This is a genomic window from Alteraquisediminimonas sediminicola (assembly GCF_019740335.1).
Classification (GTDB): domain Bacteria; phylum Pseudomonadota; class Alphaproteobacteria; order Sphingomonadales; family Sphingomonadaceae; genus Alteraquisediminimonas; species Alteraquisediminimonas sediminicola.
Genome location: NZ_JAHXZS010000001.1, coordinates 853,472 through 871,607, shown reverse-complemented (window position 1 = coordinate 871,607; position 18,136 = coordinate 853,472). Strand labels below are relative to the sequence as shown.

Sequence of the window (18,136 nt, the reverse complement as noted above, 5' to 3'; positions counted from 1 at the left end):
CCTTCGTCATTCCCGCGTAGGCGGGAATCCAGACAAGGCAGGCCAAGGGGGAGAGGTGCCCACCTTCGATCCGATAGAGTTTTATGGATTCCCGCCTTCGCGGGAATGACGAAAGGGGGCGAATTAGATACCCTGTTTGCAGCCCTAAATGCCGGATAGCGTGGCGGCCAAACCCTCCACACCCGCGATGAGCCGGTCGACTTGCGCGGCGGTGGTGGCGGGGCTGATCAGCGCCATATTGTGAAATGGTGCGAGCAACAGGCCGCGATTGATCAGATAGAGATGGATGACATGTTCAAGCTGGCCCTGCATCGCGGCGCGGGCTTCGGTGCCGTTGCGCGGCGGGCGCGGGGTGCATATGAACTCCACCCGCGCGCCGACATGGGCGACATGCCAATCCAGACCATGATGCGCGATCACCTCGCGTAGCCCGGCGACAAGCCGATCCGCCAGCGGCAGCATCTGGGCGTAATTTTCGGGGGTGATGACCTGTTCCAGTATCGCCCGCATCGCCGCCATCGCCAGCGCATTGGCGGAGAGGGTCGTGCCGATCCCGCTATGGCCGGGGGGGCGATCCCGCTGCACCCGATCCATCGCGGCGGCGACATCTGCGGAAAAGCCATAGGCCGCAGCCGGCACGCCGCCTGCAATCGCCTTGCCGATCACGAATAGATCGGGCGCGATGCCGATCCGTCCGCTTTCGCCCGAGGGGCCGGAGGAAATACAATGGGTTTCATCGAAGATCAGTAGCGTTTCGGCTGCGCGGATCATCGCGCTGGCAGCGGCCCAATAGCCGGGATCGGGCAGGACCATGCCGACATTGGTCATCACCGGTTCGGCCAGCACACAGGCGATGTCGCCCGTATGCAGCGCGGCTTGGAGCGCGGGCAGATCGTTGAATTCGATCACGACGGTGTCTTGGCGAGGATCGGCGACCTGTCCGATCAGGCTGGGACGCAGACGCGGTGCGCCGTCTTGCAGATCGACAAACACATCATCGACTGCGCCATGATAGCAGCCGTTGAAAATGAGGATCTTGCGCCGCCCGGTGATGCCCCGGCACCAGCGGATGACCGCGCGATTGGCCTCGGATGCGGTGGTCGTCACCTGCCAATAAGGCAGGCCGAAGCGCTGGCTCAATAACGCGCCGACTTTGAGCGTGTCTTCGCCCGGCAGCATATAGCCAAGGCCCCGGCTGGCTTGATGGCGCAGGGCTGCGGCGACGGCGGGCGGGCTATGGCCGAACATTGCGCCGGTATCGGCCAAGCAGAAATCATCGAACTGCTGGCCATCCACGCTGGTCAACGTCGCGCCTTGCGCCTGTTCGACGACCAAGGGGAAGGGAGTCCCCCAATCCAGCATCCAATGAAATGGCACGCCGTTGTGCCAATGCTGCGCCGATTGTGCCGCCAATGCTTGCGCGCGGGGATTGGTCTGGATGAAGCGTGCTTCTTCTTGGGCGATAAGGGCATTCAGCCCCTGTTGATCAATCATATCCGGTCCCGCAGCGCATAATAGAGCATGCCCAGCACATAGAGCGGGTGGCGCAACAGCCGTCCGCCGGGGAAGGGATGATGTGGCAATTGGGCGAACAGATCGAAGCCGGTGGAGCCGCTGGTGATCGCCTCGGCCATTAATTCGCCTGCGAGTGTTGTGAGCGCTGCGCCTTGGCCGGAATAGCCATGGGCGTAAAAGATGTTCCCATCCCGCCCCATCACCGGCAGGCGATTGAGCGACACGCCGACTGCGCCGCCCCAGCCAAAATCGATGCCGATATTGTTGAGTGAGGGGAAAACGCGCGCCATATGCGGGCGGACAAAGCCGGGAATGTCTTTTGGCGGGCGCGGGGAATATTTCTCGCCGCCGCCAAAGATCAACCGATGGTCGGATGACAGGCGGAAATAATTGAGGACGAAGCGGCTGTCGGCAATGGCGGCATTGGCCGGGATCAGGCTGCGTGCGCGATCTTCGCCCAAGGGCTCGGTCGCGATATTATAATTCATCACCGCCATCGCATAACGTGCGAGATCGGGCCGGATCGATCCCATGCCGCTGTCGCAGCCCAAGACCGCATGATCCGCCGTGACTACGCCATGATCGGTGGAGACGATGACTTTATCGCCCAGTTGTTCGATGCGGCGGGCGGGGCTGTGGTGATGGAGGCGGACGCCTGCCGCATCGGCGGCATGGGCAAGGCCGATCAGATAATTCAGCGGGTGAAAATGGCCGCCGTTGCGATCCATGATGCCGCCATAATAGCCATCGGCGTTGACGATGCGGTGGACATCGTCCCGCGCGACCAGCTTTACATGGTCATAGCCCATAACATCGCGCAGGAACGCCACCTCCTTGGTCATTTTCGGGAAATGATCGGGGCGGGCGGCGGCGTAAAACTGGCCGGGGCGATAATCGCAGGCGATGTCATGCCGCGTGATTCGGGCGCGCACACGATCCAGCGCCGTCACCGCAAGGTCGAACAATGCCTTGCCCTGTGCCATGCCGAAACGCTCGACAAGGTCGCTCGCGTCCCAACGCAGCCCTGCGATCAATTGCCCGCCATTGCGGCCCGATGCGCCAGCGCCGATGGTCTCAGCCTCCAGCAGCAGCACCGACCGTCCCGCCTCGGCCAGCGACAAGGCGCTGGCGATGCCGGTAAAACCGCCGCCGATGACGACGACATCCACCCGCGCATCGCCAACAAGCCGGGCGGCGGCGGGGGCCGCATGGGCCGTGGCCTGATACCAGCTTTGGGTGTTGCCAATATGGGGGGCGTTGTTGTTCATGATGCTAGACCCGCAGCAACAGATGTTCGCGCTCCCAGCTGCTGATCACCGATTGATAGTTGAACAGTTCGCTTTCCTTGATGGCGTAGAAAATCTCGAAAAAATCCTCGCCCAGCAATTGCTTGACCGGCTTGCAATGGCTGAAGCGATCAAGCGCGCCTTCCAACGAGCGGGGCAAGGTGCGCGCCCGGTTATAGGCATTACCGGCGATGCTCTTGGGAGGCTGCATCCGCTCAACCATGCCGATATAGCCGCAGATCAGCGACGCCGCGATGGCGAGATAGGGGTTGGAATCCGCGCCCGGCAGGCGGTTTTCGATCCGGCGGTTCTTGCTGTCGGAGATCGGGATACGCAGGCCGCAGGAGCGATTGTCGCTACCCCATTGGACATTGATCGGCGCATCCGAATCCGGGCGCATCCGGCGATAGCTGTTCACATTGGGCGCAAACAAGGGTGTGATCTGCGGTAGCAGGCGCACCAGCCCGGCAATATAGGAGCGGAACAACGCGCTATCCTTGCCATTGCCGGTGCTGAACACATTCTTGCCGGTGGCGATGTCGGTCAATGATTGGTGGATGTGCATCGCGCTGCCGGGTTGGTTGCTCATCGGCTTGGCGAGGAAGGTCGCATACACCCCATGTTCGAGCGCGACCTGCCGGACGATTCGCTTGAACAATAACACCTCGTCCGCCAGCCGAAGCGGATCGCCATGGAGGAAATTGACCTCCAATTGCGCCGCGCCCGCCTCGTGAATCATGGTGTCGATGTTGAGCTTCGCCTTTTCGCAGCTATCGTAAATATGTTCGATAATGTCTTCGAACTCATTCAGCGCTTCCAGCCCATAAGGTTGGCTCGCGGTTTCCGGTCGGCCAGAGCGGCCAGAAGGTGGCGTGAGCGGGAAATCGGGGTCCTGATTGACGGCGACAAGGTAGAATTCCAGTTCCGGCGCGATTACCGGCGCCCAGCCCTTGTCCGCGAACATCTGCAATACCCGCTTCAGGACCATGCGCGGCGCAATGGCGATCGGTTCATGGTCGCGATTATAGGTGTCGGCGATGACATAGGCGGTCGGGGTGCGGAAACCCGGCGCTTCGCGGATCGTGCTGGCATCCGGGACCATGATCAGGTCCGGGTCGAAATCGGGGATGATGTGGTTGACGCCTTCTGGATATTCGCCGGTTACCGTTACGGTGAAGATGCTGCCAGGAATCCTGAGGGTGCCATCCTTGACCGAGGACAGGAATTTCCCGGCGGGCAAGACCTTGCCGCGCTGCACGCCATTCATGTCGGGGACAATGCATTCCACCTCGCTGATCCCATGTTCGGCGATGAAGTGCTGCAATTCCTTGGACATGGCGGATATTCCTTTTTTGCCCTGATCGACTATCACCCCTCATTCAGGTGCTTGGCAAGCAGAAAGCAGCATGAAAATCAGGTGTCCTATGCTGATTTTCAGGCTCAAATTAGTTGACTCTCGGTTGGGCCTCGCATAACGGGACCACTCTTTCCCGCATCACGTTCGGGACGGTGGATGAAAATCCGCATGTCCGGGCGCGTCGCGGCGATTTTTGTTTTATAGCCATTACGGCTTGATGAAAGAAGATGAGGGCCATGTTCGCTATCGTGCGCACGGGCGGCAAGCAGTATCGCGTTGCCGCAGGAGACAAAATCGTCGTCGAGAAAATCGCCGGCAACGCTGGTGATACCGTGAAGCTGGACGATGTCCTGCTCGCCGGTGAAGGCGCCGATCTGAAGGCCACCAAAGGCCTGACGGTTTCGGCCGAAATCATCGCGCAGGCGAAAGCCGAGAAGGTGATCGTGTTCAAAAAGCGCCGTCGCCACAATTATCGCCGCAAGAATGGCCATCGTCAGCAGCACACGATCCTGAAGATCACCGCTGTCGGCGCGGCAGCCTGAGCGAATACGAGGAGTTTGAACCATGGCACATAAGAAAGCAGGCGGCTCTTCGCGCAACGGTCGCGACTCAGCAGGTCGCCGCCTTGGTGTGAAGAAGTTTGGCGGCGAAGTCGTCATTCCGGGCAACATTCTGGTCCGTCAGCGCGGCACCAAATTCTATCCGGGCCGCAATGTCGGCATCGGCAAGGATCACACCTTGTTCGCGCTGACCGAAGGCCGCGTATCGTTCCACGAAGGCCGTCTTGGCCGCAAATTCGTGCACATCGATATGCCGATGGCAGCCGAGTAATCGGACGACCATGAATTGGGTCGTCCTTGAGGGGACGACCTGATGGTTCCCGGCGTAAAAACCGGTTGAAACAGGGAGACGGGCCCGCCCGATCTCCCTTTTTTCATGTCTCCTCCGAATCGGAGCCGAATGCCCTGAAACTGTAACGTTCGGGTGCTACAGGGCTCGCATGGAGAGAGAGATGTTTATAAGAACAGGCAGATTATTGCTGCGCCCCGCTTGGCATGAAGAATGCCACGAACTCGCCAGCCTGTTGGGTGACGAGGCCGTCGCGCGCAATCTGGCGCGGGTGCCTTTTCCCTTTACGGTCGATGATGCCGCGGCGTTGATCGCGGGCGCGCAAGAGCAGAATTTGCCGGGGTTGCTGATGTTCAGCCGGACCATGGGCCAGCCCCGGCTGGTGGGTGGCGTTGGCCTGCATCGCGGCGATGGTGGCTTGCCCTATCTCGGCTATTGGGTGGCGCGCCCTTATTGGGGCCTTGGTTTCGCGACAGAGGGTGCGGCGGCATTGTTGGATGCGGCGCAGCACAGCCTTGGCTTGTCAGCGGTGGGTGCATGGCATTTCTGCGACAACCCTGCATCGGCCAATGTGCTGGAGAAGCTCGGTTTTCAATCGACCGGCATGACGGCCCCGCGCCCGAGCCTCGCCCGCCCGGATTTGTCGCTGGCGCGCGCCTATCGGCTGGAGTTCAATCGGGCCGATGCGGACGGGCCACAGGCGATGGCGGCGTAGTTTGTTTAGCCCGCGTTTTTTGTTTTAGTCCTCAGGCGCCGGGCGGCGACATCCGTCGCCTTGGCTACGCCGCAATAAGCGGCGGCGGCCGGTCGGCCTTGCGGCGCTAATGCGCCGTTGGTGGGAATAACGCGGTCAGGTCTCCCCCCAATCCTATGCGCCTAAGCTCTTGCTCGCTTGTTCCAACACGTCCTTGCTCATACCGGGATGGGCGAGGATGCGTTCGAGCTGGGCCTTCATCAACCTTGCCCGTGCATCGTCAAAGCGCCGCCAGCGGCCCAAGGGCGGGACAAGGCGGGCGGCGACCTGGGGGTTGATCGGGTCGGTTGCCAGAATCATGTCGCCGATAAACGCATAGCCATCGCCCGATGCATCGTGAAACGCATATTGATTGGCCGCAAAGGCGCCGATCAGGGCGCGGGCGCGGTTGGGGTTGTGCAGGGTGAAATCGGCATGCGTCGCCAAGCGCCGGACCTGCGCAATTGTATCTTCACGGGTCGAGGCCGCCTGCGCCGTGAACCATTTGTCGATAACGAGATTATCGGCTCGGTAACGCCCGTAGAAATCATTAAGCGCGGCCATCCGTTGTTCGGCATTGCTGTTCACAAGCGCCGTCAACGCGCCTTGCCGGGCGGTCATATTATCGGCCTGTGCAAATTGCGCCCATGCGGTCTTGGCACCCATCGCCTCATCTGCGGCCATCAAATAGCCGAGGATGACATTGCGCAGCCGCCTTTTGCCCTTGGCGACCCGGTCGAGCGAGAACGGCCCGGGTGCGGCATCTTCATATGCCTTGGTCCAAAGGGGTAGGAGCTGCTGGCCCAATTGGGTGCGCAGCCGGTCGCGCGCCTGTCGAATCGCGACCGGATCGACGCGCACCAGTTGATCGCCGAGAAAGGCCTCGGACGGCAGCAATACGGCCTCGGCAGCAAAGGCATGGTCGGCAGCGGCATGTTCAAGCGTGCGCTGCACGGCGGTGATGATCGGGGCGATGTCCGGCTGTTCGCCGCGCATGTCCGCCAGCAAAATATCGACCATCAATTGTTGCAGCGCCTCATAACGCGAGAAGGGGTCGTCATCATGGGCGGCGAGCGTCACCAAGGCGGCGGCGCTGCGGTCCATGTCGATGATCACCGGTGCGGAAAAATGGCGGTTGATTGACAGGATCGGCGCATCGGCCTTGTCCGCGAGCTTGAGGCTTTGTTGCGCGGTATCGAGCAGGATCAATTGTTCATCGCCAATCGCGCGGCCATCGGCCTGTTCGAATAATTTGACCCGCAACGGGATCGGCATCGGCAACTTGTTAGGTTGGCTCGGGGTCGGCGGGACAATTTGTTGCAGGTGCAGGATTACGCCATCTGCGCCGTGTTCCAGCCTTGCCACGACCTTGGGCGTGCCCGCCTGTTCATACCAGAGGTGAAAGGCGGTGAGGTCGACGCCGCTACCGTCTGACAGGGCGGCGACGAACTGGTCGCAGGTCGCGGCCTCGCCATCATGGCGGGCGAAATACAGGTCTGTGCCTTGGCGGAAACGATCCGGTCCCAACAGGCTGTGCATCATGCGGATGACTTCCGCGCCCTTGTTATAGATGGTGGCGGTGTAGAAATTGCTGATTTCGATATAGCTGTCCGGGCGGATCGGATGGGCGAGCGGACCGCCATCTTCCGGGAATTGGGCAGCGCGCAAATTGCGGACATCGTCAATCCGCTTGACGGCGGGCGAGCCTTGATCCGCCGAAAAACACTGATCGCGGAAAACGGTGAAGCCTTCTTTCAACGACAATTGGAACCAGTCGCGGCAGGTGACTCGATTGCCCGACCAATTGTGGAAATATTCATGGGCGACGACCCCTTCGACATTGTCGAAATCGAGATCGGTCGCGCTCTCCGCATCGGCGAGAATATAGCGCGCGTTAAAGACGTTAAGCCCCTTGTTTTCCATCGCGCCGAAGTTGAAATCATCGACCGCCACGATGTTGAACACATCGAGATCATAGGCGCGGCCATAGACGGTTTCGTCCCATTTCATGCTGGCCTTGAGCGCGGTCATCGCATGATGGGTGCGCGGCACATCATCCGGCTTGACCCAGATGTTGAGCGCGACCTCGCGCCCTTCGCTGGTGGTGAAATGATCTGCATTGGCCGCCAGATCGCCCGCCACCAGTGCGAAGAGATAACAGGGCTTGGGGTGGGGATCATGCCATTCGGCCCAATGCCGCCCATCGCCGCTGTCGCCCGATGCAATCGGATCGCCATTGGCGAGCAGGATCGGATACGCGGCCTTATCGGCGCGCATCTGGACCTTGTAGCGGCTCAACACATCGGGCCGATCGGGGAAGAAGGTGATGCGGCGAAAACCTTCGGCCTCGCATTGGGTGCAGAGCAGGCCGCCAGAGGCATAAAGCCCCATCAACTGGGTGTTCTGGTCCGGCTGGATCGCGACCTCGGTGGTGATGACATGATCATTGCCGGACAACGGCACGATCAATTGCTGATCGACCAATTGCCAATCGTTGATCGGCTGGCCATCGACCTGCACCACCAGCGGGGCCAGCCCATCGCCATCCAGCACCAAGGGCCGATCATGCGCGCCATTGCGGCGGACATGGAGTCGGGCGATGACCGTGGTTTCCTCTGAATCAAGATCGAAATCGAGCGCGATGTCCGGCACCAGCCAATCGGGCGCCCGATAATCATGCCGCTGGATCACGGCAGGGGCATGAGTGTTGGCATTGGCGTTCATCGCATCGGTCATGGATGGTGTCTCGGTGTTAAGGGGCAAGGGTTCAATCCGGGATATGGCCTGCGGCAAATTCGGCCAATTGGGCCGAGTTGAGCGGCGGCGCGAAGAGAAAGCCCTGAATCAGGCCACAGCCCTCGGCGGCGATCAGGGCGAGCTGTTCTTGCGTTTCGATCCCTTCGGCGATGACGGCAAGGCCGAGCGACAGCGCCATTTCGATCACGCTGCGGATCACGATCCGATCGCGCGGGGAGCCCGCGATATCGCGGGCAAAATGTTGGTCGATCTTGAGATAATCGAGCGGCAGGCTTTTAAGATAGGCAAGGCTGGAATAGCCCGTGCCGAAATCGTCAATCGCGATGCGAATGCCTTGCGACCGTAATTCCGCCAGCCGCTCCGCCGCTGCTGACAGATTGTCGATCAGCCCGCTTTCGGTGATTTCCAGCGTCAACCTGTCTGCCGGGAAGCCCGTTTCAGCCAGCATCCGGCTGACTTGTTGGGCGAGATCCGGCTGGTCGATATCGGCGGCGGTGATGTTGATCGACAGCCGGATGTGATCGAGGCTGGCGGGCCATTGCATCGCCAATGCCAGCGCCTTTTGCTGGACATGGGCGGACAATTGCGGCGCAAGCCCGGCCCGATCCGCAACATTGAACAAGGTGGTGGCGTTGATCTGGCCCAGCACGGGATGATCCCACCTGGCCAGGGCCTCGACGCCGACCATGCGGCCATCCGCGCTTTGGCATTGCGGCTGGAACAGCATGTCGATCGCATCGGTGGCGAGCGCGGCGCGCAGGTCCACCTCCAGATCGACCTCCCACCCGTCTTCGCCGATGTCGAGCGGGATCGAGCCCGTCAACGCAAGGCCGGTACGGCGAATGAGCGACATCGCATCATCCCCCGTGCGGGCCAAGGCAACGCCGGTGCGGCATGAGATGGTGATGAGGTCGCTATCCACCACAAACGGGCGAGCAGTTTCGGTGGCGATTTGCTCCGATATGATCTGGATGATTTCCGGGGCCTGTTCATCTTGCAGGGCTATGATGAATTCCGACCCGGCGATACGGCCCAAGATGCTGTGACGCCGCCCGGTGGCGCGCACGATCCGATCAATCCGCCGCGCCAGCATTTGCAGCACCAGATCGCCTGCGCGTCGGCCATAAGCCGCATTGATCGCATCATAGCGGCTGATCCCGACCATCAACAACGCGAGCTTGCCCTTGGGCGCGGCCAATCTGGGGCCAAGCCATTGATGCACGGCGGTGGCATCGGGCAGGCTTGTCAATAAATCACGGGTGTCGGTGCCAGTGATGTCGTCTTGATGATCACCGCCTTCGCGCAGGCTGTGCTGCCAATGGCCGGACAGGCGGCGGGCATGGCGTTCGGCAAAGCGCAGTGCGTGCTGAAAGTCGTTTTCGATGAATGGTTCGATCAGATAATGGGTCGCACCCGCCTGATAGGCGGCTTCCAATGCGCTGCGGTCCTTGCGGCCCAACAGGATCAGTAATGCCGCGCCGGTGCTGCTGGCCGGGCCAGCGAGCTGGCGCGTAGCCTCCAGCCCGTCGAACAGCGCATCGCGGGCGTCGACGACGGCAATCTGGGCATCGGATTCAAGGAAACGCTGGTCCGCGCCTTCGCCGCGTCGTGCGGCAATCGTGCGCCACCCACCGCGCCCGGCCATGCCGGCAAGGCTATCCCGATGCCGGAACGACAAGAGGAACAGCGCGGGAGAGAGCGGGGCCGGACGATGCGAGATAGAGCTTTCCTTTACGCGGACAGCGCGAACGCTATCAGAGTTGAATACCATCAAATTGCAGCCGCGCCAGTCGGGCATAAGTCCCATTCAGCGCGATCAGGCTATCATGCGTGCCGGTTTCGACAATGCGCCCGCGATCCATCACGATAATCCGGTCGGCAGAGCGAATGGTCGCGAGGCGATGGGCGATGACCAAGGTCGTGCGATTCTGGATCAATCGGTCGAGCGCGTCCTGAATCAGCCGTTCCGATTCGGCGTCCAGCGCGGAGGTGGCCTCATCGAGCAGCAGGATCGGTGCATTGCGTAACAGGGCACGGGCAATGGCGATGCGCTGGCGCTGCCCCCCGGACAGGCGCGCGCCGCCTTCGCCCATGAACGTATCCAGCCCATCCGGCAATTCGCGTAGGAAATCGGCAGCGTTCGCGCTTTCTGCGGCGGCCCAGAGCGCGGCATCATCCGCATCCCAATGGCCATAGCGCAGATTGTCGCGGGCCGAGGCCGCAAACAGCACGGTTTCCTGCGGCACCATCGCGATGCGGCAGCGAATGTCCTCGGGGTCAGCGTCCTTGAGCGCGACGCCATCTACGCTGATCGTGCCGCTTTCCGGGTCGTAAAAGCGCTGGAGCAACTGGAACAAGGTCGATTTGCCCGCGCCCGACGGCCCGACAATCGCGACAGTTTCGCCCGGACGGACGCTGAGCGAGAAATCTTCCAGCGCCAATTGTTCAAGCCGGGTCGGATAACGGAACGACACATGGTCGAACGCGATCTCGCCGCGCGGCGGGGAGGGGAGGGCCACCGGATGGGCGGGCGGCGCGATGGTCGGCTGCTGCGCGAGCAGTTCGGCCAAGCGGCTGGCGGCGCCTGCGCCGCGCACGATGTCGCCATAAACCTCCGCCAGCGTGCCGAGCGAACCCGCCACCAATGCGCCGGTCAGCACAAATGCGGCGATGGTCCCGCCGGTAATCCGACCGGCCTGCACATCGAGTGCGCCCTGCCACATGATGAAGGTGATCGAGCCGAAGATCAGACCGATGACGATCACGGTCAGCAAGGCGCGGAGCATGACCCGTTTGCGCGCCGTGCCAAAGGCGGTTTCGACCGAGCGTTCAAACCGGTCGCCTTCGCGCTGTTGCTGGCCGAAGGCCTGCACGATTTTCATCGAGGACAGGACTTCGCTGATGATCGTGCCGACATCCGCGACCCGATCCTGACTGGAACGGGCGACCGCGCGCAGGCGCTTGCCGATGACGCGAATGGGGACGATGACAATCGGGATGATCAGCAGCATCATCGCCGCGAGCTTCGGCGCGATGTAAAAGAGATAGGTGATGCCCGCCAGCCCGGTCAGGCTGTTGCGCAGGCCGAGCGAAATCGTCGTGCCGACCAATTGTTCGATCAACGTCGTGTCGGACGTAATCCGCGAGGTGATTTCCGCCGGGCGGTTTTCTTCGAAATAGCTGGGGGACAGGCGCAACAGATTGCGCTGCACCGCGATGCGAATGTCGGCCACGACCCGTTCGCCGAGCCAGGATACGAAATAGAACCGCAACGATGTCGCCACCGCCAGAATGACGACGACAGCCAGCAGATATTGGAACCAGCGCCCGATATCGCCGCCATGTTCGGCGGAGAAGCCCTTGTCGATCACCAGTCGGAAACCATTGGGGATGGCCATGGTCGCGGCGGATGAGGCGATCAGCGCAGCGATCGCCGCCGCGATGCGGCCCGGATAATGTCGTGCGAAGCTCCAGACCATTTGAAGCGAATCGAATTTGCGACTGCCCGGTGCGGGACTTTCTTGGCGTGCCATGGCGTTATCGCCTAGCAGGGCGATGGCTGTGCCTCAACCGCAGAACATGCGCGTTTCTATGTTTTGTCCCGCCATCATCGCGATGTATAGCGCTGGCATGAACCATTCACTCCCATCTCATCCGTCTTTGATGGCGCCGCTCGCGATGGCGCTAGTTGGTACGGCGTTGTTTTCCCTGATGGATGCGTTGATGAAAGGGGCCTCGCTCGCGATTGGCGCGTATAATGCGATGCTGTGGCGCGCGTTGATCGGGGCGGTGGTCATGGGCAGTATTTATGCGCTGCGTTGCCGCCAGCGGCCTTCCCGCCTCGCGATGCGCTATCATGTGTTACGCAGCGCGGCGGCGACGGTAATGACGATGTTCTTTTTTTGGGGCCTGATGCGCACGCCATTGGCCGAAGCCATCGCCTTGTCGTTCATTGCGCCGTTAATAACGCTCTATCTCGCCCGCGTCATTTTGGGGGAGCAATTGAACAATCGGGCGATTGGAGCGACCTTGGTCGGGTTGGCGGGCGTGGCGGTGATCCTGTTTGGCAAGTTGCGCGGCGATTATGGCGCAGACGCAATGTTGGGGGCGGGGGCGATCCTGATTTCGGCGGCGAGCTATGCCTATAATCTGATCCTCCAGCGATTGCAGGCCGCGCATAGCGACCCGTTGGAAGTGAGCGCGTTCCAGAATATCTTCATGTGCCTGTTGTTCGCCTTGGCCGCCCCGTGGCTCGCGCAGGTGCCGGGGGGCGAACACTGGCCGGGCCTTATAGGTGCGGCGGTGCTGGCGAGCATTTCCTTGATGTTGCTGTCATGGGCCTATGGTCGGGCGGAGACGCAATATCTGCTGCCCATCGAATATACCGCATTTTTATGGGCAGTGCTGTTTGGCTGGATATTCTTCAATGAGCGCGTCACCCCGACGACATGGATGGGCGCAGTATTGATCCTTGGCGCATGCTGGCTGGCGGCAAAGGCGGGACGTCCCGGCCATCCGGTGCCGGTCGAGCCGGTCTGAACTTTTACAGCGCGTTTCAGCACATACAAAAACGCCCGGAAGTTTCCTTCCGGGCGCTCTTGCGATGAACTGATGAAATCAGCTTACCAGCTGTAGTACATGTCGAATTCGACCGGGCTCGGGGTCATTTCCCAACGCGCCACTTCCGGCCATTTCAGTTCCATATAGGCTTCGATCTGATCCTTGGAGAACACATCGCCGCGCAGCAGATAATCATGATCGGCAGCGAGCGAATCCAGTGCTTCACGCAAGGAGGCGCACACGGTCGGGACCTGCGACAGTTCTTCCGGCGGCAGATCGTACAGGTTCTTGTCCATGGCTTCGCCCGGGTGGATCTTGTTCTGGATACCATCCAGACCAGCCATCAGGATCGCTGCATAGCAGAGATACGGGTTGGCCATCGCATCCGGGAAGCGGAATTCAACGCGCTTCGCCTTGGCACCCGAACCGTAAGGAATACGGCAGGAAGCGGAACGGTTGCGGGCCGAATACGCGAGCAACACCGGTGCTTCATAGCCCGGGACCAGACGCTTGTAGCTGTTGGTCGTCGGGTTGGTGAAGGCATTCAACGACTTGGCGTGCTTGATGACGCCGCCGATGAAGTACAGGCACATGTCGGACAGACCGGCATAGCCGTTACCGGCGAACAAAGGCTGACCCTTATCCCAGATCGAGAAGTGGGTGTGCATGCCCGAACCGTTATCTTCCTTGATCGGCTTCGGCATGAAGGTTGCGGTCTTGCCATAGGCCTGCGCAACCATGTGCACGACGTACTTGTAGATCTGCATGCGGTCGGCGGTCTGCACCAGCGTCCCGAAGGTCAGGCCGAGTTCGTGCTGGGCGGAAGCGACTTCATGGTGATGCTTGTCGCATGGCAGGCCCATGTCGAGCATGGTGCTGACCATTTCAGCGCGGATGTCGACGCAGCTGTCGATCGGCGCGACCGGGAAATAGCCGCCCTTGGCACGCGGACGGTGACCGAGGTTGCCGCCTTCATAGTCGCGACCGGTGTTGGTCGGCAGTTCGATATCATCGATCTTGAAATAGCTCTGATGATAGCTGGTGTCGAACTTCACATCGTCGAACATGAAGAATTCGGCTTCCGGGCCGACATAGACGGTATCGCCAAGGCCGGTCGACTGGAGGAAGGCTTCGGCGCGCTTGGCGGTCGAGCGCGGATCGCGTTCGTACAATTCGCCCGTGGCCGGGTCGACGATGTCGCAAACGAGGATCATCATCGGGGTTGCCGAGAACGGATCGATCCAGACTGCGTCCAGATCCGGCTTCAGGATCATGTCGGATTCGTTGATGGTCTTCCAACCATCGATCGACGAACCGTCGAACATGAAACCGTCGGACAGTTCATCTTCGCCGACGACGACCGAGCACATGCTGAGGTGCTGCCACTTGCCCTTGAAATCGGTGAAACGGAGATCGACCCATTCGATTTCCTTTTCCTTGATGAGGTTGAGCACGTCTTGGGCCGTATTCGCCATTCTTGATACCTTCCTGTTTTGCCCCATGTGGGCCAATCTGCAGATGTTGATAAAAAGTTAGAAACTGAAATCAAATAGCATCCGAGCCACGTTCGCCGGTGCGGATGCGGATTGCCTGTTCAATCGCGGACACAAAGATTTTGCCATCGCCGATTCGGCCTGTTTGGGCGGCATTGGCAATAGCCTCAACCACGCGATCCACCATCGCATCGTCGACGACGACTTCCAATTTCACCTTGGGCAGAAAATCGACGACATATTCAGCGCCGCGATAAAGTTCAGTATGCCCCTTTTGGCGGCCAAAGCCCTTGGCTTCCGTGACGGTGATCCCGGACACGCCGACTTCATGCAGCGCCTCTTTGACCTCGTCGAGCTTGAAAGGCTTAATGATCGCCTCGACCTTTTTCATGGCAAAGCCCCTTAAAAAATCCAATTGAGCAGGCTGCCACGAGAACGACAATCCCACGAAGGTCTAATACAATAACCGTGCCAGTTTGGGAGTCCCAAAAAGTCGAGGATTTCCGATTAAAAATCGGCGGGTTGTCGCTTAAAAATTAGGCATGTCAGCCGATTTTGCCTAAAAAAAAGGCATGGTCCATCGAATGGAAAAATCAATCAGATCAGATGGATCGCTGTTTTTATCAGTGCGGACGCGAAAAAAGGCCGGGGACATTGCTGTCACCGACCTTTGATTCGTTGCTTGCCATGGCCATCTGTGCCGCCTGCGCGGTGAGATGCGCCAGCAGGATCAGCCGAGAGCGGCGATCCGCTTGGTCAGGCGCGAGAATTTGCGCGAGATCGTGTTGGCATGGAACACACCCTTGGCAACGCCACGGGCCATTTCCGGCTGTGCAGCGGTCAACGCAGCCGCAGCAGCAGTCTTGTCGCCAGCTTCGAGCGCAGCTTCAACGCGCTTCACGAAGGTGCGGATGCGACCAACGCGGTTGCCGTTGATGTCAGCGCGACGCGCGTTGCGACGGATGCGCTTCTTGGCCTGGGGCGTATTCGCCATGAATAAATCCTCGATAATCCAGAAAAAGAAAATACGGCGCGAAAAACGTGATTCCGCACCGACCTTGCCGCGCTGACTAGCGATTCACCCCCATAAGGTCAAGTGGATTTGCCGGACTTTGGAGTCTTGTCGCTTCGGTAAGGGCCAAGGGCAAAGACCGGCAAATATACTGTCTCTCAATCGGGGCGGAATCTTTAGTCCAGCTCCTTGCCGGAGGTTTCCGGCAGGAAAAACGCAATGCAGATCAGGGCCAGCGACACGACCCCGATCGGATACCAGATGCCCGCAAACGGGTCGCCCGTGCGCGCCACGATCAACTGGCTGATAAAGGGGAGGAAGCCCCCGAAATAGCCGGTGCCGATGTGATAGGGGATCGACAGCGAGGTGTAGCGCGTGCGCGCCGGGAACAATTCCACCAGATAGGCCGCTGCCGGGCCATAGGTCATGCCCGACAACAGGCCGATCATCACGATGGCGAAGATGATCTTCCACGCTTCCGACCAAGGCGGGCTGGTCTTTTCCAGCTTGTAGCCCGCATCGGCCAAGGCCGAATCGAGCAGGGCCGGATCGGACACATCGACCGCCTTGTCGCCAATGGCGACGGAGGGGGCGGTGCCTTGGGCGGCATCGACCTTGGTATAGGCCACGCCCTTTTTCGACAGCACTTCAAGCAATTTGCCACAGGCGGTCGGCTGGCCCTTGGTCGCGAACGGATCAAAGGTGCAATCCGCCCCGGTGACGACGACCGGATGGGTCGCCATCGCCTTGGTCAATTGCGGATTGGCGGTATCGCCCATCAGGTGGAACAGTGGGAAAATCAGCGCGATGAACAGGATATAGCCCGTGATCATCGTCTTTTTACGGCCCCAGATGTCCGACACCCAGCCAAACAGGATGAACCAGAACATGCTGAAACATGCGCCGATGCCGATGAACAATTGGGCGGTGCTATCTTCGACCCGCAGGGCGTTTTGAAGGAAATACATCGCCTGAAATTGCGCGGTGTACCAGACCACGGTCAGGCCAGCGGCCACGCCGAACATCACCGCGATCAGCCGACGGACCTTGGCCCAGCTGTTCATCGATTCCTTGATCGGATTGTGCGCCAGTTCGCCCGCTTCTTTCATCGCCTGAAATACCGGGCTTTCCGACAGCTTCATCCGAATCCACAGGGAAATGGCCAAGAGGACGATCGAGAAGAGGAACGGCACGCGCCAGCCCCATGCGGCCCATGCTTCTTCGCCCACATAAGTGCGCGTTGCCAGCACCATGATGACGCTGAGCAGGAAGCCGCCGATGACGCTCGCTTGAATGAAGCTGGTGTAAAAACCGCGCCGATTGCGCGGCGCATGTTCCGCGACATAGATCGCCGCGCCGCCATATTCGCCGCCCAGCGCCAAGCCCTGAAGGGCGCGCAGGAGGACAAGCAGCAACGGGGCCGCGAGGCCGATTGAGGCAAAGGTGGGCAACAAGCCAACACCCGCCGTTGCCACGCCCATCAGGGTGATGGTGACGAGGAAGGTGTATTTGCGGCCCAATTTATCGCCGAGATGGCCGAACAACGCCGCGCCGATCGGGCGCACGCCAAAGCCGACGCCAAAGGTCGCGAGTGCCAGCAGGAACGCGGCGGTTTCGCTGGTTTCGGGGAAGAACAGCTTGCCGATCAGCACCGCGAGCGTGCCATAGACGAAGAAGTCATACCATTCGAACACGGTGCCGAGTGATGATGCAATAATGACCAGTCGATCGCGCTTCAGGTCGATCTGTTGCAGGTCGGCCGCCTGAGTAGCCATGATTGTTCTCCCCTATTTTCTTTCGCCCGAATGAAGTTGGCTCATGACGCCAGCCCCATATTATTCCACATTAACCAAAGAGCGCATCGGCGACGAATGGATTGGTCCGCCGTTCCTGTCCAAAGCTGCTTATCGGTCCATGACCGGGCACGAAATTGATGTCGTCGCCGAGCGGCCAGAGCTTTTCGGTGATGGATTGAATGAGGTCGTCGTGATTGCCGAGCGGAAAGTCTGTCCGCCCGATGGAACCTTTGAACAACACATCGCCGACCATCGCGATGCGCGAGGGTTGATGCACGAATACGACATGGCCCGGCGTATGGCCGGGGCAGTGGACGACATCCAGCACGAGATTGCCGACCGTGACCTTGTCGCCATCATGCAGCCAGCGATTCGGGATGAATGGTCGCCCCGGAATGCCGGTATTGTCGGTGCCGAGGCGATCCAGCCAATAAATATCGTCTTCTTGCGGCCCTTCGATCTCCACGCCCAATTCTTCGGCCAGAATGCCGGTGCTGCCGCAATGATCGATATGGCCATGGGTGACGAGCAGCTTTTCAATCGTCACATGATGTTCGGCCGCCGCCCGTTTCAGTAGGTCCAAATCCCCGCCCGCATCGACAAATGCGCCGCGCATGGTTTCGGTGCACCATAATAAGGTGCAATTCTGCTGATAGGGCGTGACCGGGATGATGACGGCCTGAATAGGCGGTTTGGTAGCGGCTGTATCTGGCATGGAAAATGTTCATGCCGTGCAAATGGCGCGGGTGCAACTGGCATGATCTTCGAAAATTTGGCA

General features: G+C 60.2%; 15 protein-coding genes. 4 read left to right on the top strand and 11 right to left on the bottom strand.

Annotated elements, in window-relative coordinates:
* Positions 1-144: 144 nt before the first annotated feature.
* Genes K6117_RS04300 through K6117_RS04290 form a run of 3 tightly spaced genes read right to left on the bottom strand, consistent with a single transcriptional unit; the run spans position 145 to position 4,137 of the window.
* Positions 145-1,494 carry an aspartate aminotransferase family protein gene (locus K6117_RS04300; protein ID WP_221792475.1) on the bottom strand — a complete coding sequence of 450 codons (1,350 nt, stop codon included), beginning with the start codon at positions 1,492-1,494 and terminating at the stop codon, positions 145-147.
* Entirely contained in the window at positions 1,491-2,783 is a 1,293-nt protein-coding gene (locus tag K6117_RS04295) for an NAD(P)/FAD-dependent oxidoreductase (RefSeq protein ID WP_221792474.1), read from the bottom strand. The genes K6117_RS04300 and K6117_RS04295 overlap by 4 nt, the downstream gene beginning before the upstream one ends.
* A gap of 4 nt (positions 2,784-2,787) precedes the next feature.
* Complete coding sequence (locus K6117_RS04290; protein ID WP_221792473.1) at positions 2,788-4,137, bottom strand: glutamine synthetase family protein; 1,350 nt, start codon at positions 4,135-4,137, stop codon at positions 2,788-2,790.
* A 257-nt stretch (positions 4,138-4,394) separates the two neighbouring features.
* Between K6117_RS04290 and rplU the strand changes: the two genes are divergently transcribed.
* From rplU to K6117_RS04275, 3 genes are all read left to right on the top strand, one after another.
* Positions 4,395-4,700, top strand: coding sequence for a 50S ribosomal protein L21 (rplU, locus tag K6117_RS04285; protein ID WP_221792472.1), 306 nt, complete (start codon positions 4,395-4,397; stop codon positions 4,698-4,700).
* A gap of 22 nt (positions 4,701-4,722) precedes the next feature.
* Positions 4,723-4,989 carry a 50S ribosomal protein L27 gene (gene rpmA / locus K6117_RS04280; RefSeq protein WP_221792471.1) on the top strand — a complete coding sequence of 89 codons (267 nt, stop codon included), beginning with the start codon at positions 4,723-4,725 and terminating at the stop codon, positions 4,987-4,989.
* Positions 4,990-5,170: 181 nt separating this feature from the next.
* On the top strand, positions 5,171-5,722 hold the full coding sequence (locus K6117_RS04275; RefSeq protein ID WP_221792470.1) for a GNAT family N-acetyltransferase: 552 nt from the start codon (positions 5,171-5,173) through the stop codon (positions 5,720-5,722).
* 153 nt (positions 5,723-5,875) lie between these two features.
* Here K6117_RS04275 and pepN read toward each other — a convergent pair whose 3' ends face one another.
* The 3 genes from pepN to K6117_RS04260 are packed head-to-tail and all read right to left on the bottom strand — an operon-like array spanning position 5,876 to position 12,030.
* Positions 5,876-8,476, bottom strand: a complete 2,601-nt coding sequence (gene pepN / locus K6117_RS04270) for an aminopeptidase N (protein WP_221792469.1) — start codon at positions 8,474-8,476, stop codon at positions 5,876-5,878.
* Positions 8,477-8,507: 31 nt separating this feature from the next.
* Positions 8,508-10,268: a putative bifunctional diguanylate cyclase/phosphodiesterase gene (locus tag K6117_RS04265; protein WP_246604798.1), complete on the bottom strand. Its 1,761-nt coding sequence runs from the start codon at positions 10,266-10,268 to the stop codon at positions 8,508-8,510.
* A complete protein-coding gene (locus K6117_RS04260; protein WP_221792468.1) occupies positions 10,252-12,030 on the bottom strand; it encodes an ABC transporter transmembrane domain-containing protein in 1,779 nt (592 codons plus the stop codon). Before K6117_RS04260 ends, K6117_RS04265 begins: the two co-directional genes overlap by 17 nt.
* Before the next feature lie 130 nt (positions 12,031-12,160).
* On the opposite strand from K6117_RS04260, the gene K6117_RS04255 reads away from it, so the two are divergent.
* The gene (locus K6117_RS04255; protein ID WP_246604797.1) at positions 12,161-13,036 is read left to right on the top strand and encodes a DMT family transporter; all 876 of its coding nucleotides are present in this window, start codon (positions 12,161-12,163) and stop codon (positions 13,034-13,036) included.
* Positions 13,037-13,119: 83 nt separating this feature from the next.
* On the opposite strand, the gene glnA is transcribed toward K6117_RS04255, so the two are convergent.
* The 5 genes from glnA to K6117_RS04230 all read right to left on the bottom strand — a co-directional run bounded on the left by glnA (position 13,120) and on the right by K6117_RS04230 (position 18,073).
* Positions 13,120-14,532, bottom strand: coding sequence for a type I glutamate--ammonia ligase (glnA, locus tag K6117_RS04250; RefSeq protein WP_221792466.1), 1,413 nt, complete (start codon positions 14,530-14,532; stop codon positions 13,120-13,122).
* A 70-nt stretch (positions 14,533-14,602) separates the two neighbouring features.
* Complete coding sequence (locus K6117_RS04245; protein WP_221792465.1) at positions 14,603-14,941, bottom strand: P-II family nitrogen regulator; 339 nt, start codon at positions 14,939-14,941, stop codon at positions 14,603-14,605.
* A 339-nt stretch (positions 14,942-15,280) separates the two neighbouring features.
* Entirely contained in the window at positions 15,281-15,544 is a 264-nt protein-coding gene (gene rpsT, locus K6117_RS04240) for a 30S ribosomal protein S20 (protein WP_221792464.1), read from the bottom strand.
* Positions 15,545-15,738: 194 nt separating this feature from the next.
* Positions 15,739-17,337: an MFS transporter gene (locus K6117_RS04235; RefSeq protein ID WP_221792463.1), complete on the bottom strand. Its 1,599-nt coding sequence runs from the start codon at positions 17,335-17,337 to the stop codon at positions 15,739-15,741.
* A gap of 70 nt (positions 17,338-17,407) precedes the next feature.
* Complete coding sequence (locus K6117_RS04230; RefSeq protein ID WP_221792462.1) at positions 17,408-18,073, bottom strand: MBL fold metallo-hydrolase; 666 nt, start codon at positions 18,071-18,073, stop codon at positions 17,408-17,410.
* Positions 18,074-18,136 lie beyond the last annotated feature (63 nt).

Bases quoted from the DNA above. Each gene is read 5' to 3' on its own strand.
- K6117_RS04300 (WP_221792475.1), bottom strand. From the start codon at position 1,494: ATGATTGATCAACAGGGGCTGAATGCCCTTATCGCCCAAGAAGAAGCA.
- K6117_RS04295 (WP_221792474.1), bottom strand. From the start codon at position 2,783: ATGAACAACAACGCCCCCCATATTGGCAACACCCAAAGCTGGTATCAG.
- K6117_RS04290 (WP_221792473.1), bottom strand. From the start codon at position 4,137: ATGTCCAAGGAATTGCAGCACTTCATCGCCGAACATGGGATCAGCGAG.
- rplU (WP_221792472.1), top strand. From the start codon at position 4,395: ATGTTCGCTATCGTGCGCACGGGCGGCAAGCAGTATCGCGTTGCCGCA.
- rpmA (WP_221792471.1), top strand. From the start codon at position 4,723: ATGGCACATAAGAAAGCAGGCGGCTCTTCGCGCAACGGTCGCGACTCA.
- K6117_RS04275 (WP_221792470.1), top strand. From the start codon at position 5,171: ATGTTTATAAGAACAGGCAGATTATTGCTGCGCCCCGCTTGGCATGAA.
- pepN (WP_221792469.1), bottom strand. From the start codon at position 8,476: ATGACCGATGCGATGAACGCCAATGCCAACACTCATGCCCCTGCCGTG.
- K6117_RS04265 (WP_246604798.1), bottom strand. From the start codon at position 10,268: ATGGTATTCAACTCTGATAGCGTTCGCGCTGTCCGCGTAAAGGAAAGC.
- K6117_RS04260 (WP_221792468.1), bottom strand. From the start codon at position 12,030: ATGGCACGCCAAGAAAGTCCCGCACCGGGCAGTCGCAAATTCGATTCG.
- K6117_RS04255 (WP_246604797.1), top strand. From the start codon at position 12,161: ATGGCGCCGCTCGCGATGGCGCTAGTTGGTACGGCGTTGTTTTCCCTG.
- glnA (WP_221792466.1), bottom strand. From the start codon at position 14,532: ATGGCGAATACGGCCCAAGACGTGCTCAACCTCATCAAGGAAAAGGAA.
- K6117_RS04245 (WP_221792465.1), bottom strand. From the start codon at position 14,941: ATGAAAAAGGTCGAGGCGATCATTAAGCCTTTCAAGCTCGACGAGGTC.
- rpsT (WP_221792464.1), bottom strand. From the start codon at position 15,544: ATGGCGAATACGCCCCAGGCCAAGAAGCGCATCCGTCGCAACGCGCGT.
- K6117_RS04235 (WP_221792463.1), bottom strand. From the start codon at position 17,337: ATGGCTACTCAGGCGGCCGACCTGCAACAGATCGACCTGAAGCGCGAT.
- K6117_RS04230 (WP_221792462.1), bottom strand. From the start codon at position 18,073: ATGCCAGATACAGCCGCTACCAAACCGCCTATTCAGGCCGTCATCATC.